This window comes from Salegentibacter sp. UBA1130 (assembly GCF_002311535.1).
Classification (GTDB): Bacteria; Bacteroidota; Bacteroidia; order Flavobacteriales; family Flavobacteriaceae; genus Salegentibacter; species Salegentibacter agarivorans.
Genome location: NZ_DCAP01000038.1, coordinates 71,915 through 89,609, shown reverse-complemented (window position 1 = coordinate 89,609; position 17,695 = coordinate 71,915). Strand labels below are relative to the sequence as shown.

Genomic DNA, 17,695 nt, shown 5'->3' with positions numbered 1-17,695 from the left:
AGCTTGCGCAAAGATAATCAATTCTGTAGCAGCGCAAAGCCGGCCAAAGCCTATTTTGAAGATTCTGAAATTATTGACTTGCTTGAAGTTATAAATTCTAAGGCCCGCTGTTCGTGATAATATATTTTTTTATGCTGAAAAAACCCTACGTGTCCCCCGTGTTTTGGAATTTCTAAATGAAGAAATTCAGAATTTTTTGCCACTTCTATGGGATAGGAATTTGGCGAAAGAAAAGTATCATTTTGTGCATTAAGCAAAAGTGTGGGAACTTTAATATAAGGTAGAAAACCTATACAGCTGCATTTTTTATAATAATCTGAAGCATCTTTAAAGCCGTGCGCTCTACTGGTATAAAGTTCATCTATGGCGAGTAGTGAATTACATTGTGTGATCTCTTCTTTACTAATTTCCGAAGGAAAATGGATTTGCCTAAGCTGGAGTTCTTTTTTTAGATTTTTAATAAAGCGTTTTGAATATAAAAAATTATGCGTTTTATTAAGTTCTTCCAGGGAAGCACCTAAATCACAAGGGGTAGAAATCGCGACTGCTGATTTAATTTCTGAAGGAATCTCATTTCGTTCTCCCAAATATTTCAACATTAAATTGCCACCCAAACTAAACCCCACCAGGCCGATTTCTTTATACTTTTGTTCTTGCTGAAGATGATTTATCACCGCTTCAAGGTCTTCAGTAGCACCCGCGTGGTAGCTGCGGTATAGTCGGTTTATTTCTCCACTACAACTTCTAAAATTCATGGAAGCTATATCCCAGCCGTTTTCCTGAAAATACTTTGCCATTCCCAACATATAAGGGCGATTGGCGTGTCCGGCGAGGCCGTGTAATAAAATGATTATTTTATCATTTTCAGCAGAATAAAAACTACGCTCCAAATCCAGGAAATCTCCATCGCTTAATTCAATGCGATCTTTTCTGCCAAAACTAAAACTTACTTTTCGTAAAGTAGCGGCATAAATACTTGAAACATGGGCATTTTTAAAAATACCAGGAGATTTATATTTAGTGTTTATTATAGGCATATGGCGCTAAGGTAAGGATGTAAATTTTTAAAATAATTATGCGTGCATAATATTTATGCTTAATTTTATTAAAAAAATAGAGAGAATGTACACCAAAGAATTTGAAATACGCTGGAGTGATATAGATGCAAACAGGCATTTGGCCAATACGGCTTATGTGAATTTTATGAGCCACACCCGGATGGCTTTTTTAATGGAAAACGGGTTTGGACAAAAGGATTTGGCGAAGAATAATATTGGTCCGGTGGTTTTTTACGAGCACATTTATTATTTTAAAGAAGTTTTTGCGGGAAAACCCATAAAAGTGACTTTACAGTTAAAAGGCCTTGCTGAAGATGGCATGTACTTTGAATTCCTACATAATTTTTATGATGAAAAAGGTCGAAATTTTGCCAGCTGTGAAATGATGGGTGCGTGGATAGATTTAAAGGAAAGAAAACTTACCAAATTGCCTAAAGCCCTGCGAGATAATTTAGACAGTTTAAGCCACACCGATGATTTTAAAATTTTAACTAAAGAAGATACCAGGAGATTTGGAAAACGGCCTCAACATTTAGATCCGGAAAAGTTAGGTTTTTAAACCCTTCTTCAGCGAAATTGCTTAAATTCCCGCATCGAAAAACATCAATTTTATATAAAACCACAAAAAGAACAAACCCGGGAAATCCTTAGATTTTCCGGGCTTGCTTTTTTGATATTTCTTGGATTTGTAATTATTGCACTAATGCTGGAATGGTATTATTTGCCATTATTTGTAGCTCCGCTAATCCTATCGGTTTTGGCGCCGTTTATAGATACACCCCAGGGAAAGAAGCAGGGAAAATTGATTTATCATTCTCCACTTTTTATTACTGAAAAAGAGAAAAATGGTAGAATTATTATTCACGGCGGGACTTTATTTGATTATTACTACGTGATTGATAGAAACTGGAAAGCGAAGCAACGCATAAGATATATTTTAAGGCAGTATATTTTAGGACTGGTGAATCTTACTGAATCTTATACCGAAAAGGAAGCCGCTGAAATCACTCTGGAAGGTACCAGCTATATTTTAAATAAAAGAACAGCTGAAAAACTGGGTTTTACAACAAAAAGAACCGATATACTTCAGCAAATTATACTCATTTATAATTATTTACAAATATTACTTGCAAATTCTATGGCCAAAGGGAAATTGAGTTTTCCAGACGTAGGTAAGGTAAATACTTATACCGCTTCCCTTTCTTCCGTTAAGAAAAATAAGAATTACTTAAAAAAACTTGCGGAAAAACTGGCAGATTAAAACCTAAGCTCTTATTTCGGTTTTCTTCTTGGTAACCATATACACTCCTACAAAAACCAGAATTGCTGCCACTACTTTTACCATATTCAGCTCATCTGCGCCGGTTAAAATTGCATAGGTAATTGCAATAAGCGGTTGCATATAGATAAACACGCTTATGGTTGAAGCCGAAAGTTGTTTTAGTGCATAAATATTCAGCAAATAGGTAGAAAAGGTGGTTCCTGCTACTACAAAAGCCATTTTCCAAATCGCATCAAAAGGTAAACTTGTCCAATTTACATCGGTAAATTCACCAATGGTTATAGGGAAATTGATGATTACCCCAATTAAAAATAGCCATTTCATTAAGGTAAACGCGTGATATTTTGCGGTTAGGGGTTTTACCAGAATTAAATAAAGTCCGTAGCTAAAAGCGTTTACAATAAATAGTACGTTCCCCATAGGAATGTTAGGTGCATTTCCGGCACTTTCAGCGCTAAAAAGAACCAAAACCAGGGCACCGGCCAAACCAACGATTATTCCCAGGGTTTTTAATAAGGTAATGCGTTCCCTGATGAGAATTGAAGCCAGGATTAACACCATAACCGGCGAAAGCGTGACAATAACCGAACTATTTATAGGTGTTGAAAGGCTTAATCCTTTAAAGAAGAATAGCATATTAATTACCATTCCAAAAACGGCACAACCTAAAATTCTTGGCCAGTCTGAAGTTGCAATTTTTTCTTTTGGCCCCAGGAAACTAATTACCCAAAATAGAACAGCAGCGCCGAAAACCCGTAAAAAAATAAATCCGAAGGGTTCAATATAAGTAGGCATTACGCCTTTAGCAATCGTATGGTTAAGTCCGTAGATCGTACTTGCGCCAATGGCCGCAAAGATGGCCAGAATACGTTTGTTATCCATGAACCGCTGCTTTGGCCGCCGCGACGGTTTTCTTAGAATTTCCTATAAAAATTTCCTCATTATTAATAATTACCGGTCTTTTCAGGAAAGTATAATGATCTAAAATTAGTTCTTTATAATCGGTTTCAGAAAGTTCCTTTTCCTTAAGCTCTCTTTCGCGATAAAGTCTTGCCCTGCGGCTAAATAAAGCTTCGTAACTACCGGCGAGCGCTTTCATTTCTTCTAGTTGTTTTTCAGTAATTTCTTCTTCTTTTATATCCTGAAGCTCAAAAGAACCTGGCAATTCCAGTTCTTTTAAAATCTTTTGGCAGGTGTTGCAGGTAGAGAGATGATATACTTTTTTCATAGCTAATTTTAATTAGTAGTTAAGCCATTCGCTTACTTTATTCTTCGGAAAAGAAAGTTTTAATTCCCCTTCGGCATAACTGGCAGCTTCGTACCGATTATAAACCAGGATAACCCGGTTTTTGGTTACGGCAATATTTTCCGGAAGTGCAAAACTATCCTTTTCAAAGAAAAATCTGTTGGAATCTATATTTTCTCCTTCAGGAATCTCATATTTCTTTCTGAATTCTTTTTCAGTAAAATTCGTAAAAGCTTCCAAATCTGAAAATAAATCGTTTTTATAAAGTAATTCGCCTGAAGTGATATCGTAATTAGCATAACGCGTTGCACCGTAACCGTGCGCACCACCGGTGAAAAGGTAGAAATTTGTTTCCAAAACCAGTAATTTCTTCGTCTGGCTTAATACCGATTGAGAGATTTCAACTTCATATTCGGCTTGAGATTCGGGGAAATCCCTTTTAAAATTCTGAAAATCCTGGATAAATTCATTAACCACGGCCTTTACATTTTCAGCTTCAGAAGCTACTTCAGTATTATTAAAAATTTTAATAAGGTTCTCCTGGTTGTAACTATTCATTTCTTTGGCAGCCTCCCTATCTTCTCTAAATTTTAAATAATTGACTCGTATTTTAGGGCATGTTTCGGTTTTACAGGCTTCAAAATCTTTTGGTAAAAAGCTTTCTTCGTAGAAACTAAGCGCTTCGGTATCGCCCTTCACCTGTTTTACGCCGGCGTCAGATTTTTCGTCCCGACAGGAAGTGAATATTAGGAAAATAACCAGGAGGGAAAGGATTTTTTGAGACATAGAAAAGGCTGTTAAATACGCGAATAAAGATAAACCTATTTTGTTTAAAGACAATGAGCGCGCTACATTTGCTGTAAACGCAAGAATTATGAAATTTAATACTAAAACCATACATGGAGGGCAGGAAAATATAGATCCCGCATACGGCTCTGTAATGCCGCCTATATACCAAACAACTACATATTCACAAAGTACACCCGGTGGCCATAAAGGTTTTGAATACTCACGAAGCGGAAATCCAACCCGTTCGGCTTTAGAAAAATCCCTGGCTAGTTTAGAAAATGGGAAATTTGGACTTGGTTTTGGTTCCGGACTTGCGGCGATAGATGCGGTGATGAAACTTTTTAAACCCGGTGACGAAATAATCTCTACCAACGATCTTTATGGTGGTTCTTATAGGTTGTTTACCTCCATTTTTGAAAATATGGGGATTAAATTTCATTTTATTGGAATGAATGAAGCCGGTAATATTGAAAAATATATAAATGAAAACACCAAATTACTGTGGGTTGAAACACCGACCAACCCAATGATGAATATTATTGATATAGAAGCGGTTTCTAAAATCGCAAAAGCCCATAATCTACTGCTTGCGGTAGACAATACTTTTGCTACGCCTTATCTACAACAACCTTTAGATCTTGGGGCAGATATTGTGATGCACAGCGCAACAAAATATTTAGGCGGCCATAGTGATGTAGTTTTGGGTGGATTAGTTGTAAAAGATGAAAAATTAGCTGAAAAACTATATTTTATTCAGAAAGCCAGCGGTGCAATTTGCGGTCCGCAAGACAGTTTCCTGGTTTTACGTGGAATTAAAACTCTGCACCTTAGAATGCAGCGTCACTGTGAGAATGGAGAAGCCGTTGCAAAATTTCTGAGATCACACCCAAAAGTAGGAAATGTTTACTGGCCCGGATTTGAAGATCACCCAAACCACGATATTGCGAAAAAACAGATGAAAGGTTTCGGCGGAATGATCTCTTTTAGCACAAAAGAAAATACGCTAGAAAGTGCAACAAAGCTTGTTGAAAAGCTAAAAATTTTCACCCTGGCCGAATCGCTTGGCGGGGTAGAATCTTTAGCCGGCCACCCCGCCACTATGACTCACGCTTCTATCCCAAAAGAAGAACGAGCAAAAACCGGGGTTGTAGATTCCTTAATTAGATTAAGCGTGGGAATTGAAGATGAAGAAGACCTGATAAACGACCTGAAACAAGCTTTAGGGTAGCTTGTTTTTTTAGAGAGAATTTAAAATTCAATTAGAATCGTCATTGCGATCCCGTTTTTATCGGGAGAAATAATCTCAAACCTGAGTAACAGAAATGGACAGATTGCTACGCAATGACGAAACTTTATTATACTAAATTTACTAAATCACCTTTTTTAAAGTCCATATTAATCGTTGTACTTCATCCAGGGTGTTGTAATGCACTAAACTTACTCTAACCACGCCATTTTTCTCTTTTAAACCAGCATCTTCAATAAGTTTTTTGGCATAAAAATCTCCAAATCTAATACCTATTCTAAAATCATCAACCTTTTCAACTATTTGATCACTCGTGAGCTCATTATGTACAAAAGAAATGGTAGGCACTCTTTTTTCCCTTTCTGCAGTATTCTGGCCAATTATTTTAATTTTTGGATGTTCATTTAAATAAGAAATCAAAGGTTTGCTTATTCGCTCTTCGTGCCTGCCAATCAGCTCAAAAATTTTATCCAATTTTTCCTGAAAATCGGTTTTCTTTTCCTTCGGAAATTCGTGCTTAAATAATTGATCAAAATATTCGATAATTCCGAGTAAACTATAGGTTAATTCAAAATTAAAATTTCCGGGCTGAAATTTATATGGCACATCTTTTTTAGTGAAAAAATAATGGTTAAATCCTTCCATTTGGTATAATTGATTATACCTGCCATACATCACCGCTAAATGCGGCCCATAGGTTTTATACCAGCTAAAAACATAAAAATCTACATCCAATTTTCTAACATCTACCCGTCGGTGGGGTGCATAGGCAACTCCATCTACACAAATAAGTGCTCCTGCTTTATGTACCGTTTTTGCAATTTCTTTAATAGGATTTATACTTCCTAAAATATTTGAAGCGTGGGTAACGGCAACCAGTTTGGTGCGCTTGTTCAGTAATTTTTTTAGATCGCTTATTTCCAGTTCAAGACTGTCGGGATTGGCTTTCCAAACCTTTATATTAATGCCTTTTTCCTTTAAATCTGTCCAGGGAGAAACATTGGCTTCGTGATCTGTATTGGTAACAATCACCTCGTCTCCTTCCTGCCATTGTTTGCTAATACAAATACTTAAAATTCGTAATAGCATAGAAGAAGAAGGCCCTATGACCACTTCTTCTGGTTTGCCGGCATTTATAAACCTGCTGACTTGCTTAGTGGCGTAATTCAGTTTTTCTCCAGCTTCCCGGGAAACTTTATAGGAAGCTCCTAGTTGTACGTTATGATGGAGTAAATACCCGCTAATGCGCTCGGCAACCTTTTTTAAGGTTTGAGAGCCACCAGCGTTATCCATAAAAGTAAATTCCTTTTCCAGAGCTGGAAACTGACTTCTTACAAATTCAATATCCATTAGTCTAAAAGGCTTTCATTGAACAATTCAAGGATTCTACGGTACTCATCGGTCCAACTGCTGGGTTCAACAAAACCGTGATCTTCTACGGGATAAATTGCCATTTCCCAGTCTTCCTTGCCTAATTCAATTAAACGTTGTGAAAGCCTAACCACATCCTGAAAATGCACATTTACATCTACCATTCCGTGGGCGATCAATAAATCTCCTTCCAGACCTTCAGCAAAATAAATGGGTGAAGATCTTCTATAAGCGATTGGGTCTGCCGCAGGTTCATTTAAAATATTAGAAGTATAGCCGTGATTATAATGCGCCCAATCGGTTACCGATCTTAATGCAGCGCCGGCTTTAAAAGTTTCAGGTTCGGTAAACATTCCCATTAACGTGATAAAACCGCCATAACTTCCGCCATAAATCCCGACTTTTTCAGGATTTATCCCATGATTTTCAACTAAATATTCCACCCCGTCAACCTGGTCAGAAAGGTCTTTTCCTCCCATGTGGCGATAAATCCCTGTACGCCAGTCACGACCATAACCAGCACTTCCGCGGTAATCAATATCTATTACGGTGTAACCAAGATCGGTTAATAAATTATGGAACATATATTCTCTAAAATAACTGCTCCACCATTTGTGAGCGTTTTGCAGGTAACCTGCACCGTGCACAAAGACTACCGCAGCGTCATTCTTTACATTTGCTTCGGGTTTGTATAACCTGGCGGGAACCATAGCGCCATCTTCGGCTTCAAATTCTATTAATTCGGGTTCTCTCCAGTCGTAGCTGCTAAATGCTTCAGATTGTCCTTCGGTTAGTTGTTTGACTTCAGCATTTGCTTTCGTTTTCTTTAAATATAATTCCCACGGCTTGTTACTGTAGGAATGCAAAATGGCCATGTTTTTTTCATCGGGAGAAAGGAAGACATTGTTATTCCCTTCCATTTGGGTAAGTTTTTCCATTTTACCACCCATCACCGGCATTTTATAAAAGTGACGTTCTCCGGGTCCAACTTCAGAGGTTGTTAAAAACCAATGTTTTTTATTGTTTGAAAGTTCAGGATCAAAAACTTCAAAATCACCTTCGGTTAGTGCTATTTTATTTCCGGTATTCACGTCTAATAAATACAAATGCGAATACCCGGTTTCTTCACTTTGAAAATAGATATGTTTATTGTCGGGTAACCAACCCATTTCTTCACCGCCGTAGTAAGCGTAGCCAATTCCCGGCCCGGCAATCCAGGCTTCATCTCTTTGGCGGTCTAAAGTGTTTAGCTCGCCGGTTTCCAGGTCAATTTTAGCGATCCACCGGTCTTTATTGTCTTTAGAACGTATATTGACCACCGCGTGTTCCCCATTTTCTGAAAAATAAACCGTTGTGGGTGCTACCTCCCTGTGGGTTTCTTCCCATTCCTTATCGGGATAATCTTCTACGTAATCAGGCAAATCGGTAATTCCTGGTAAATTATCAGTTTTTAAAGTATAAACAGTATCCTTTTCAAAATTGTAAATCGCCAGTTCAATACTGGTTTTATCTTCACCAACTTTACTTCTGGCAGGTAGGTTAGCGGTATAGCCAGATTCATCTACATAATTTGGTACATCGGTGCTTCCATTTCGCTCCCGGGTAATAAGTTTGAAAGTTGCAAATTTCGCATTTGGTGAAACCTGTAAATTACTAAGATCGCGATCTTCTAAGTAAAAGGTATTGTCCTCTTTTTCAGCCGTAGCTTCACGGTAGGTTTCCCTACTTTCTTTTTCAGTTTTACGCTGATTTACAACTTCCAGGAGTTCCAGGTTTTCATCCCGTACCCAGGCATCTTTTTCTGAAGTTTTATCTTCTTTTTCCTCTTCAGCTTTACCATCAGTGATATTGGTTAGTTGTTTAATACTTCCCGCTTTTCTATCGTATATAAAAGCATTGTTACCGGAGTTGAAGCTAATTTTATTTTCGTCTGCGAGGAATTCAGCATTGCTAATAGCTTCCGATAGGTCTAATAATTGAGTAGTTTCGCTAGATTTTACATCGTAAATAACGAGGTTACCATCCTTGCTGAAAATCTTTTTACTTCGGTTTTTATTGAAATCGCCGTAGGATGGAATTATTCCTCGCTCTTCTTCCAAACTCACTTTACTGATTTTAGAAGTATTGTTCAACTCTATTTTATAAAGCGAATCCTTTACATTTTTCTCAGGATTATAATCAAAATAGATGGTTTCGCTATCGGCACTCCATTTTACGTTTGACGGGAAAGTACCCATCCAATTAGGATCTTGCATAATTTTTTCTACAGAAAGTTCGTTAGTTTGGGAAATTCCGGAAAAACTTAAACCTAAAAATATTAAAAAGAGAAACTGAAATTTAAAATTGAAGGGGTTTTGTAGCGTTTTTTTCATTGATTTAAGGAGTTGTGGGTTTATTTTTTAAAAACACTGCCAATATAGTTAAATAGATAATATCTGTAAAGAATCTGTAGGAAATGCCCACCCGGATTTAATTAATATATTTACGCTTAAAATTTAAATTTAATAATTCAGGATGAAGAAAAATTTCCGCACACTTTTTAGTTTATTCCTTGTAGCCGGGGCATTGCAGGTACAGGCACAGGAAGAGATGGTTAACAAAATTGTAACCGAGGCCAATGAAAATTCAAAATTAGAAGAACTTGCCCACGAGCTTGTGGATGTGGTAGGACCACGTTTAGTAGGGACACCACAGATGAAAAATGCTCACGACTGGGCAGTAAAAAAATATGATAGCTGGGGAATTTCAGCTGAAAACGAAGAATATGGCACCTGGCGTGGCTGGGAGCGTGGCATTACCCATATTGACCTTGTAGAGCCAAGATTAAGAACGCTGCAAGGTAGGCAACTTGCCTGGAGCCCTTCAACCGGAAAAAAAGGGGTAACCGCTGAGGTTGTGCTATTGCCAGAAGCTTCAGATTCTACTGCATTTGCCAATATGCTTTCTTTGGTTAAAGGAAAATTTGTGATGATCTCGGTTAATGAACCTACCGGTAGACCTCCATACAACTGGGAAGAATGGGCTACTGAAAAGTCATGGAAAAAAATGCAGGGAAGTATAAAAGAAGCCGATTCAATTTGGAGAGACCGAATTAGCAAAACCGGGTATGGTTACAGAGAATTACCTAAAGCACTTGAAAACGCAGGAGCTGCCGGAATTATAACTTCTAACTGGTCTCACGGGTTTGGAGCAAATAAAGTATTTGGAGCTTATACCAATAAAATTCCAACTTTAGACCTTAACCTAGAAGATTACGGCTTGCTTTATCGTTTAGCTGAAAATAATAATACTCCCAAAATAAAAGTGGTTGCTCAATCTAAAGATCTTGGAGAAGTACCTACGTTTAATACTATTGCAAGAATTGAAGGCAGCGAAAAACCTGAAGAATATGTTGTTCTTTCAGCACATTTTGATTCCTGGGATGGTGGAACCGGTGCTACAGATAACGGTACGGGAACTATTGTAATGATGGAAACAATGAGAATTCTTAAAAAACTTTATCCAAACCCGAAGCGAACAATTATTGCGGGACATTGGGGAAGTGAAGAACAGGGACTTAATGGTTCTCGAGCTTTTGTAAAAGATAATCCGGAGATTGTAGCTAATGTACAAGCCTTATTCAACCAGGATAATGGAACTGGAAGGGTTAAGAATATTAACGGACAGGGTTTTCTACACGCCTACGATTATATAGGAAGATGGCTGGAGCCGGTTCCGCAGGAAATTAAGGGAGAAATTGAAACTTCATTCCCGGGAACTCCATCCAGCGGAGGAACAGATCACGCTTCTTTTGTAGCAGCCGGTGCGCCTGCATTTATGCTAAACTCCTTAAACTGGTCTTACTGGGATTATACCTGGCATACCAACTTAGATACTTATGATAAAATTGTTTTTGATGATGTGAGAAGCAACGTGATCTTAACCGCTATTATGACCTATATGGCGAGTGAAGATCCAGAAACTACCTCCAGGGAAAAAGCAGTATTGCCAATAAACAGAAGATCGGGTGAGCAAATGACCTGGCCTGAGCCAAGAGATGGAGAGCGAAAAGGAGGATTGGATTAAGGGCTAACTATTAAAAAGCTTGTTTGATTTTTTCTCTTTTCGTCAAACTGAACTTGTTTCAGCTTCTAACTTGTTTTAAATCCTGAAAAAAGTTCAGGATGACGAATTTAAAAACGTCATTACGAAAGACGAGCAGTCTGTATATTAATAGCAGATTACTTCACTCCGTTCGTAATGACGTTTTATTTTTTTATTTCAGAATTTATAAAACCTCAAAATTAACTTTGAAGATCAGCTCCTACAGGAATGGAGCAATCGTGATAGGGCTCACCGTGTGGAGGGTTTTTAGAAGGTTTTGAATCCTTCAACCTAATTGGTGAAGTAGTCATTTCAGATCCTGAACCTGCATTGGTGTTGTTACTTGCTCCGCTTAAAGAAGCGCCAACCGGCATATCACAGCGGTGCCCGGGTTCACCATGAGGGGGGTTTACATCTGGGGTTTCTGCATTTCCAGATGTGTTTCCACTCATTTGGGTATTTGGAGCAGTTTGGGTTTCTTCAGCAGTTTTTTCTTCTGCGTCTTTACAAGAAGTAAATGCGGTAAGTGATACAACCGCAAGTCCAAGCATAACTTTATTAAAAGTAATTTTCATAACAGCATTATTTTAAGTTATAAAGATACTAAATCTGTGAAGATTACTTAGTAAGCATCTTCATTTCCTCTTTGCTAACGTTTATTAGGCCGGCTTTGGGCAAACGCTTTAGCATTATTCTCCAGTTTTCGTCTTCATCAAAAATCCTATCAAAAATTTGTTTCGCTTCTTGTAAACGATCGCTGTTAGCAAGAGCCACCGCTTTCCAAAAACGCATTTCCAGGTTGTTGGGAAACATACTTTCTGCGGTGCCGTATTCTTCTAAAGCTTTTTCTACATTTCCTTCTTCCATGGCAAGATCGCCGCGGTTCATAAATTCGTAGGCTCTTGCGGTTTTAAGCAAACGTTCTAATTCTTCAATAGGATTTTCGTGATCGTCTACCCTAAGATCTATTTTTTTGTCTTTCCAAACTTCGTCCACCTTATCTGGCCCCACCACAAATAAGGCCGCCGATTGTTTTCCGCGTATGTCTCCGCCAGCATGCTGGGCGGCTTTTAAAACCGCAACAACTCTTTCAGCCAAAGGTAAGTTTGCATTTTCAACGAAAGCTTCTGCCATTGCGGGAACAACTTTATCATTCAGCATCATATTAGCCTGGACCGAAAAATTATCTCCATTAAGATGTTCGGCTTCAGCTACACATTTTTCCCCGGTATATGCAGCATTAGCGCCAGATTTTCCTAAAATGGCAAGCTGTCTAAAATCGCGACCTTCATCATTATTTATAAGACTTTCTACGGCTTCTTCAGGCGTATAACCTTCATCTAAAAGTTTGAGCCCCTGGGGACCAAATGCGGGATTTACAAAAGATTGAGTAGCAACCACTCCAACCCCAGATTTCCCCCAGGCTACCAATGGACCCACCGAAAACCAGTGACTTTGAACGCCCACGGCCATTTCCCCGGTTTTTGCATCGCGAGCCACAATAGAATACGTGTGCGCGAAAGCGTCTCCGCTAATTTCAGAAGTTTGGGCTTTGGTATTTAAGGTTGAAATAAATATTAAAGCGAAAAAAAGTAAAAATTGCTTCATAATTCAGGTTTCTGATTAGAAGCTAAGATAACGAAACTCTGCTGAATAGCTTAAAAAGTATGATGCAGGCTAAGCTGAATTTGTCCTTTGCTAACCGTATTAGTAGTTTGTGTCATATACCCGGCCTGGAGTTTGAGATTGTCTTTTAGGGCATAACCCAGGGCAGAATAGAACCGGTTACGGTCAAATAATTCAACACTTCTACCATCACCAATTTCGCGTTCGCCATTAATGAAGATCTCGTTATATAAGGCAAGATAAACAGCATTTTTATTAAGGTTTGGCTGATTTAAAGGCACATTTAAAAACAAATTATAGCGGTAACGCGTTCTAAAATCCTGATTTTCTACCCAACGCTGTTCGTATCTAAAGCGGTGCGTGAGGTAAAATCTATTGCTCAACTTATGCGGAAGTAAAGCTTCCTGGTAAATCCTGTTTTCGCCCGAAGTTTCGTTAGCCTCACCAAACTCACCGGAGGTAATATTTCCATATCCCAGGGTGAATTTTATATCGGCATTTTTTGGAGAATAGGTGAGTCCGCCACGAATAAGCAATTGTTCTAAATCACCGCCAAGATCCCAGTTTCTATATTGAATATCTCCCTGAAGGCCCCATTCACTTTCACCAAAATTTGTATTCCAAAAATACATATACCAGGCGCCGGTTTTTTCTTCATCAACTTGGGCATTGACAGAAAAAGAAATGAATAAACTAAAAAGAACTGCGGAAAGGAGTGATTTTTTCATTTTTGCTTTTTCCGCAAATATAACATTCCGCCTGGAAAAAACAGGTCTTTACTATTCTTTCACCTGGGTAACGAGAATATAATCTGGCCCTCCATCTACGGGGTAACCTTCAATTTTTGATCCTGAAATTGTAACTTCTTTCCCTATATATTCATCCAAACTTACTTTGTCACTCTTAAGTGCATAAAATTCATCTTCAGTATTTAAAATATGAGTGCCATATTGGTAGGAAGTTATACCCTGGCTTTCTATAGTTCCTGTAAGTTGCATATGTTCTTCAGAATTTTGCCTGTCACAATTTGTACTTAAAAAAATGAGCCCTGTAACCATGCTTAAAATAATAGCTTTCATAAAGATTGGGTTTAAAATATAAGTTTGATTAAAATTAATAAAAGCAAAGTAACCAGCTGAAGTTTTAAATTATAATATGATGAATTTCTGAAAACATTATTATTTTTGTCCCGCTTACAAGGCCTCATAGTTCAACGGATAGAATAAGAGTTTCCTAAACTTTAGATCCAGGTTCGATTCCTGGTGAGGCTACTTTATTGAAATGGGGTGCTTGCTATAAAGTAGGCTGAGATGATACCCAGGAGTTTTACTCGATAATCGAGATTAAAACATTTAAAATGTTTTTTCTCGAATAAGATATATTTCCAAAAATGCCTTTTGGGGCTTGCCCCGAGGTTATTGACTCCAAACCTGATCCGGATAATGCCGGCGTAGGGATTTTCTAAGCATAGGTTGCATTACTGCAATTTTTAGCTATTTCATCACCTCATTTCATTGATAATTTAGAACAATGATAGAGGATTTCTTTACACAACTTACCTGGCTACAAGCCCTGGGAACCACTTTTGGAGTGGTGCAGGTGTTACTGGCACGAAAAAACAATATTCATAATTACTTATTCGGGATTGTCTCCATTCTTATTAGTCTGTTTGTAATGTACCGGTCTAAACTTTATGCCGATATAATTCTAAACCTTTACTATCTCGTAATGAGTATTTATGGTTGGTTTTACTGGAGATACGGAAAAAAAGAAGAAGAAACCCCCATTTCTTATTCCACTAAATCTGAACATTTAAAAGCCCTGGGAATTGTATTGACCTGTTTTACAATAATGAGTTATTGGCTTCGCTTCCATACAGATTCTGATGTTCAATTTTGGGATGCAGCGGTTAGCGGTTTTGCCTGGGCGGGAATGTGGCTTATGGCTAAAAGAAAAATGGAGAACTGGATTTTCCTTAATATCAGCAATAGCATTGCTATTCCTTTACTTATTTATAAAGAATTATACATATATGCCGGCTTAACCATTTTCCTGTTTATTGTAGGAACTTCGGGGTATTTTAAATGGCGAAAAATTATAAAAAATGAAAAAAGACAACAGGCAGCAAGTGCTTAGAGAGCTATGTTTGGGTGCAGATATATTTCCTGAAGAAGTTTTAACCTGGATTTCCGGAGAAAATCTCTGGAATATTTGGGTGCCTAAGAAATATGGCGGACTGGAATTTACGCTTACTGAAGGGCTTTTAAAACTGCAGGAACTGGCCCGAATTGACGGTAGTCTTGGTTGGACGGTAACTCTATGCAGTGGCGCTAATTATTTTATAGGAAACCTGGAACCTGAAACTGCAGCACAGATTTTTAAAACTCCAAATCCTACTATTTTAGGAGGTAGTGGTGGCTTTTTTGGAACAGCTGAAAAAATTGGTGATGATTATAAAATTTCCGGAACCTGGCGTTATGCGACAGGCGCAAATTATTTAACCCACTTTACACTTAATGCTGAAATTTACGAAAATGGTAAAGCCTTATTAAATGAGGATGGCTCACCCAAAATACGCTCGTTTATTTCACCTAAAAATGATGTGAAAATTGTTGAAGATTGGAACACGATGGGTTTAAAAGCTTCGGTTACGCATTCTTTTGAAGTAAAAAACGTTTTTGTTCCTAAACGCTTTAGTTTTATTTACAATGAATTTTACCAGCCGCAGGATATTTTTAAAATTCCTTTTTCAGTATTTGCCGATTTAACACTTTGGGTTAATTATTTGGGGATGGCCCAGCATTTCCTGGAAGAAGCACGCAGTTTTACTTCTAAAAGTATTCTGGAAAACTTAGAAAAATGTACTGCTGTTTCTCAAGATGAAATTTCAGCATATTCTAAAACTATTGAAAATGAGATTGCAGCCGGAAATAAAATTTTAGATTCCTATTCAGAAGAAATTCATTCTTCGGCCTCCAATTCAGTAAAAAATCTTTCAAAAAATATTATTGAAATCTATCCTTTTTTAGGCGTAAAAGCCAGTAGAAACGGTCATTCTTTAAACCAGGTTTTTTGCGATTATTTTACCGCAACCCAACATCATATTTTCAAAAAATAGCGCTTCTAAAAAGAAATAAGATTTAAAGTGAATTCATCTATTTAGTGGTGAAAAATGATTATCATGATCAATGCGGTAATTTATTTAAAAACCGACTAAATACTTAAGATGAAATATAAAATAAACATAGAGAAAGTTCAAACACTTGATGAAATTAAGGAATATTGGACGAAAGAAGATTATATAGAATTGCTAAAAAGATTTGATTATCCAGAGGCAGAAGAGTCTGATCCTGAAACTTTAAGGGAATTGCTATTTATGGCTATTTCCGATTTTGAACCCGTGGAAGCGGCAAAATTGGTTTTAGATTACAAGCTGGGCGAGGAATTATCTGAAGGCCAAATTGAGCAAATCTCCAATGATATGTTGATAGATACGGTTTGTGAAGAATATCCTGAAATGGAATTACAATCCAGGTTATTCCATGTTAATCAACTACTTTTTAAAGCTTACAACGGCAAATTCCCCAGTTCTAGCGCTACTATTATTCATTGCTCCATTACTTCCCCAGACGCCTCTGCAAAAATGGATAAAGCTACAATACTAAGATTATTGAATGATGGACTTTCTGACAGGAATATTGTGAAAAGATTGTTTGAAGAACAAATGAATGGTAATGGCGAATTTCCGGAAGCAGAAAATATTATCTGGGATTTAGAGGTTTCAGACAACGAGCATTATAAAATCACAACTTCTGGAAATCTTATTAAAAAAGATGAGATAATTGCTTCAGAATGGGAGAAAGAAATAGAAGAAAATTCAGAAAAATAAACTGAATAAGATTGCTACAGAGGGATAGAAATTTTATCTATTTTTATCTCTCTAAAATCTAATTATGAAAAAAACTTTCCTGCAGTTTCTTGCGGTAATTTTATTGCTTGTTTCCTGTTCTACCGATAATAATAATCCTGAAAGTTCAGAAAATCCTGAGACAGAAATTGAAGACACTTTCAATTATCTGGCTCTTCGTGCTAACGGGAATTTATATGAAATTGGAAATAAAACGGGAGAAGTTACGGCTGTGGGTTCAATTTCAGCAATGCGGGGTAATCTAAATATGATTCCCAGTACGGTAACGGCTTCAGCAGAGAAAATCTTTATTTACGAACATCTTTTTGATCCCTTTCACGGTCGGGTATTGGTGATGGATAAGGAAACCAGATCTGTAGAAGTTTTTGCACTTGATTTTCCGGTAGAAATATATGGTGAAAATGCCGGCTTAAATAGTTTAGATTGGGATGCTGCGCAAGGCAATCTGGTAGGAATTGTAAAAGATGAGATGGAGTATAATAACAATAATACCAGCCGTGTAGTGAGAATAGATCCTGAAACTATGGCCCTTAGTTATGAGGGGATTTCTTTTGATCATAATATTACGCTTTCAACAAGTCTGCTTGGTAATAAATTGTATGCACTAAGCTCTACTACCGGGGAGTTGGAAGATGCTGAACTTCTGGAAATTGATTTGTCTACCAAAACGCTTGAGCCTCTTGAAATTTCTGACACCGAACTTTTTATGGGAAACCTCGCCAACAATGGAAAGGATAATTTTCTTTTTGGTTTAATGCCGGTTAGAGGTAGTTCTTTGATGGGTGAAATGAAAGCCTATAAATTGAATCTTACTAATAATGAATTTGAAGCACTGCCGGAGGTAGGAAGGTTCTCTGGCCGTCACATTGCCCGAAAGAGCTTTTACAACAAAGAATTTAAAGAATTTGCTGAACTAATTTACAAGGACAATAAAAATCAGCTACTTCAATATAATCACCAGGAAAATGAATTAAGTGTCTTGGAATTAATAGGAGCCGGGGATTTTGACACTTCTGTTATAATTATAGATTATGTGAAAGTTCAGTAAAAATTCTATTATTTTTCC

The 17,695-nt window shown here is 37.5% G+C and carries 18 protein-coding genes and 1 tRNA gene; 9 read left to right on the top strand and 10 right to left on the bottom strand.

The genetic code is table 11. The features are described 5' to 3' along the window. Positions 1-50: 50 nt before the first annotated feature. On the bottom strand, positions 51-1,037 hold the full coding sequence (locus tag B4F31_RS15330) for a YheT family hydrolase (protein WP_075325272.1): 987 nt from the start codon (positions 1,035-1,037) through the stop codon (positions 51-53). A 55-nt stretch (positions 1,038-1,092) separates the two neighbouring features. Between B4F31_RS15330 and B4F31_RS15325 the strand changes: the two genes are divergently transcribed. Together B4F31_RS15325 and B4F31_RS15320 are read left to right on the top strand one after the other, a co-directional pair. Continuing rightward, the gene (locus B4F31_RS15325; RefSeq protein WP_093304640.1) at positions 1,093-1,617 is read left to right on the top strand and encodes an acyl-CoA thioesterase; all 525 of its coding nucleotides are present in this window, start codon (positions 1,093-1,095) and stop codon (positions 1,615-1,617) included. A gap of 144 nt (positions 1,618-1,761) precedes the next feature. Beyond that, positions 1,762-2,319, top strand: coding sequence for a hypothetical protein (locus tag B4F31_RS15320; protein ID WP_093304638.1), 558 nt, complete (start codon positions 1,762-1,764; stop codon positions 2,317-2,319). Between the two features lie 3 nt (positions 2,320-2,322). Here the strand turns inward: B4F31_RS15320 and B4F31_RS15315 are convergent, their stop codons facing one another. From B4F31_RS15315 to B4F31_RS15305, 3 genes are read right to left on the bottom strand one after another with little or no spacing between them, the layout of a single operon-like run. Beyond that, a complete protein-coding gene (locus B4F31_RS15315) occupies positions 2,323-3,222 on the bottom strand; it encodes a DMT family transporter (protein ID WP_286761699.1) in 900 nt (299 codons plus the stop codon). Beyond that, complete coding sequence (locus tag B4F31_RS15310; protein ID WP_075325268.1) at positions 3,215-3,568, bottom strand: arsenate reductase family protein; 354 nt, start codon at positions 3,566-3,568, stop codon at positions 3,215-3,217. The genes B4F31_RS15315 and B4F31_RS15310 overlap by 8 nt, the downstream gene beginning before the upstream one ends. A gap of 12 nt (positions 3,569-3,580) precedes the next feature. Continuing rightward, entirely contained in the window at positions 3,581-4,372 is a 792-nt protein-coding gene (locus tag B4F31_RS15305; protein ID WP_286761698.1) for a DUF3298 and DUF4163 domain-containing protein, read from the bottom strand. Positions 4,373-4,460: 88 nt separating this feature from the next. Here B4F31_RS15305 and B4F31_RS15300 point away from each other — a divergent pair, with 88 nt between their 5' ends. Next, positions 4,461-5,603, top strand: coding sequence for a cystathionine gamma-synthase (locus B4F31_RS15300; RefSeq protein WP_286761697.1), 1,143 nt, complete (start codon positions 4,461-4,463; stop codon positions 5,601-5,603). A 141-nt stretch (positions 5,604-5,744) separates the two neighbouring features. Here B4F31_RS15300 and B4F31_RS15295 read toward each other — a convergent pair whose 3' ends face one another. Together B4F31_RS15295 and B4F31_RS15290 are read right to left on the bottom strand one after the other, a co-directional pair. Beyond that, positions 5,745-6,971: a cysteine desulfurase-like protein gene (locus B4F31_RS15295; protein ID WP_075325265.1), complete on the bottom strand. Its 1,227-nt coding sequence runs from the start codon at positions 6,969-6,971 to the stop codon at positions 5,745-5,747. Continuing rightward, positions 6,971-9,364 (bottom strand): S9 family peptidase, encoded by a 2,394-nt coding sequence (locus B4F31_RS15290; protein WP_286761696.1) that lies wholly within the window; start codon positions 9,362-9,364, stop codon positions 6,971-6,973. Before B4F31_RS15290 ends, B4F31_RS15295 begins: the two co-directional genes overlap by 1 nt. 142 nt (positions 9,365-9,506) lie before the next feature. Between B4F31_RS15290 and B4F31_RS15285 the strand changes: the two genes are divergently transcribed. After that, positions 9,507-11,057 carry a M20/M25/M40 family metallo-hydrolase gene (locus tag B4F31_RS15285; RefSeq protein WP_286761695.1) on the top strand — a complete coding sequence of 517 codons (1,551 nt, stop codon included), beginning with the start codon at positions 9,507-9,509 and terminating at the stop codon, positions 11,055-11,057. Between the two features lie 218 nt (positions 11,058-11,275). Here B4F31_RS15285 and B4F31_RS15280 read toward each other — a convergent pair whose 3' ends face one another. From B4F31_RS15280 to B4F31_RS15265, 4 genes are read right to left on the bottom strand one after another with little or no spacing between them, the layout of a single operon-like run. Next, complete coding sequence (locus B4F31_RS15280; protein ID WP_093304629.1) at positions 11,276-11,650, bottom strand: hypothetical protein; 375 nt, start codon at positions 11,648-11,650, stop codon at positions 11,276-11,278. A 43-nt stretch (positions 11,651-11,693) separates the two neighbouring features. Next, positions 11,694-12,683, bottom strand: coding sequence for a DUF1028 domain-containing protein (locus tag B4F31_RS15275; protein ID WP_093304627.1), 990 nt, complete (start codon positions 12,681-12,683; stop codon positions 11,694-11,696). A 50-nt stretch (positions 12,684-12,733) separates the two neighbouring features. After that, complete coding sequence (locus tag B4F31_RS15270) at positions 12,734-13,429, bottom strand: DUF2490 domain-containing protein (protein WP_286761694.1); 696 nt, start codon at positions 13,427-13,429, stop codon at positions 12,734-12,736. 51 nt (positions 13,430-13,480) lie between these two features. Next, positions 13,481-13,780 carry a hypothetical protein gene (locus B4F31_RS15265; protein WP_286761693.1) on the bottom strand — a complete coding sequence of 100 codons (300 nt, stop codon included), beginning with the start codon at positions 13,778-13,780 and terminating at the stop codon, positions 13,481-13,483. A 120-nt stretch (positions 13,781-13,900) separates the two neighbouring features. Between B4F31_RS15265 and B4F31_RS15260 the strand changes: the two genes are divergently transcribed. The 5 genes from B4F31_RS15260 (at position 13,901) to B4F31_RS15240 (ending at position 17,677) form a co-directional block, all read left to right on the top strand. Further along, positions 13,901-13,972: transfer RNA gene (locus tag B4F31_RS15260), tRNA-Arg, on the top strand. 259 nt (positions 13,973-14,231) lie between these two features. Further along, positions 14,232-14,837 carry a nicotinamide riboside transporter PnuC gene (gene pnuC, locus B4F31_RS15255; RefSeq protein ID WP_075325258.1) on the top strand — a complete coding sequence of 202 codons (606 nt, stop codon included), beginning with the start codon at positions 14,232-14,234 and terminating at the stop codon, positions 14,835-14,837. Then, positions 14,806-15,819, top strand: a complete 1,014-nt coding sequence (locus B4F31_RS15250; protein WP_075325257.1) for an acyl-CoA dehydrogenase — start codon at positions 14,806-14,808, stop codon at positions 15,817-15,819. Before pnuC ends, B4F31_RS15250 begins: the two co-directional genes overlap by 32 nt. Positions 15,820-15,927: 108 nt before the next feature. Beyond that, positions 15,928-16,590, top strand: coding sequence for a hypothetical protein (locus tag B4F31_RS15245; protein ID WP_075325256.1), 663 nt, complete (start codon positions 15,928-15,930; stop codon positions 16,588-16,590). 64 nt (positions 16,591-16,654) lie between these two features. After that, entirely contained in the window at positions 16,655-17,677 is a 1,023-nt protein-coding gene (locus tag B4F31_RS15240) for a hypothetical protein (RefSeq protein WP_075325255.1), read from the top strand. The last annotated feature ends 18 nt before the right edge of the window (positions 17,678-17,695 follow it).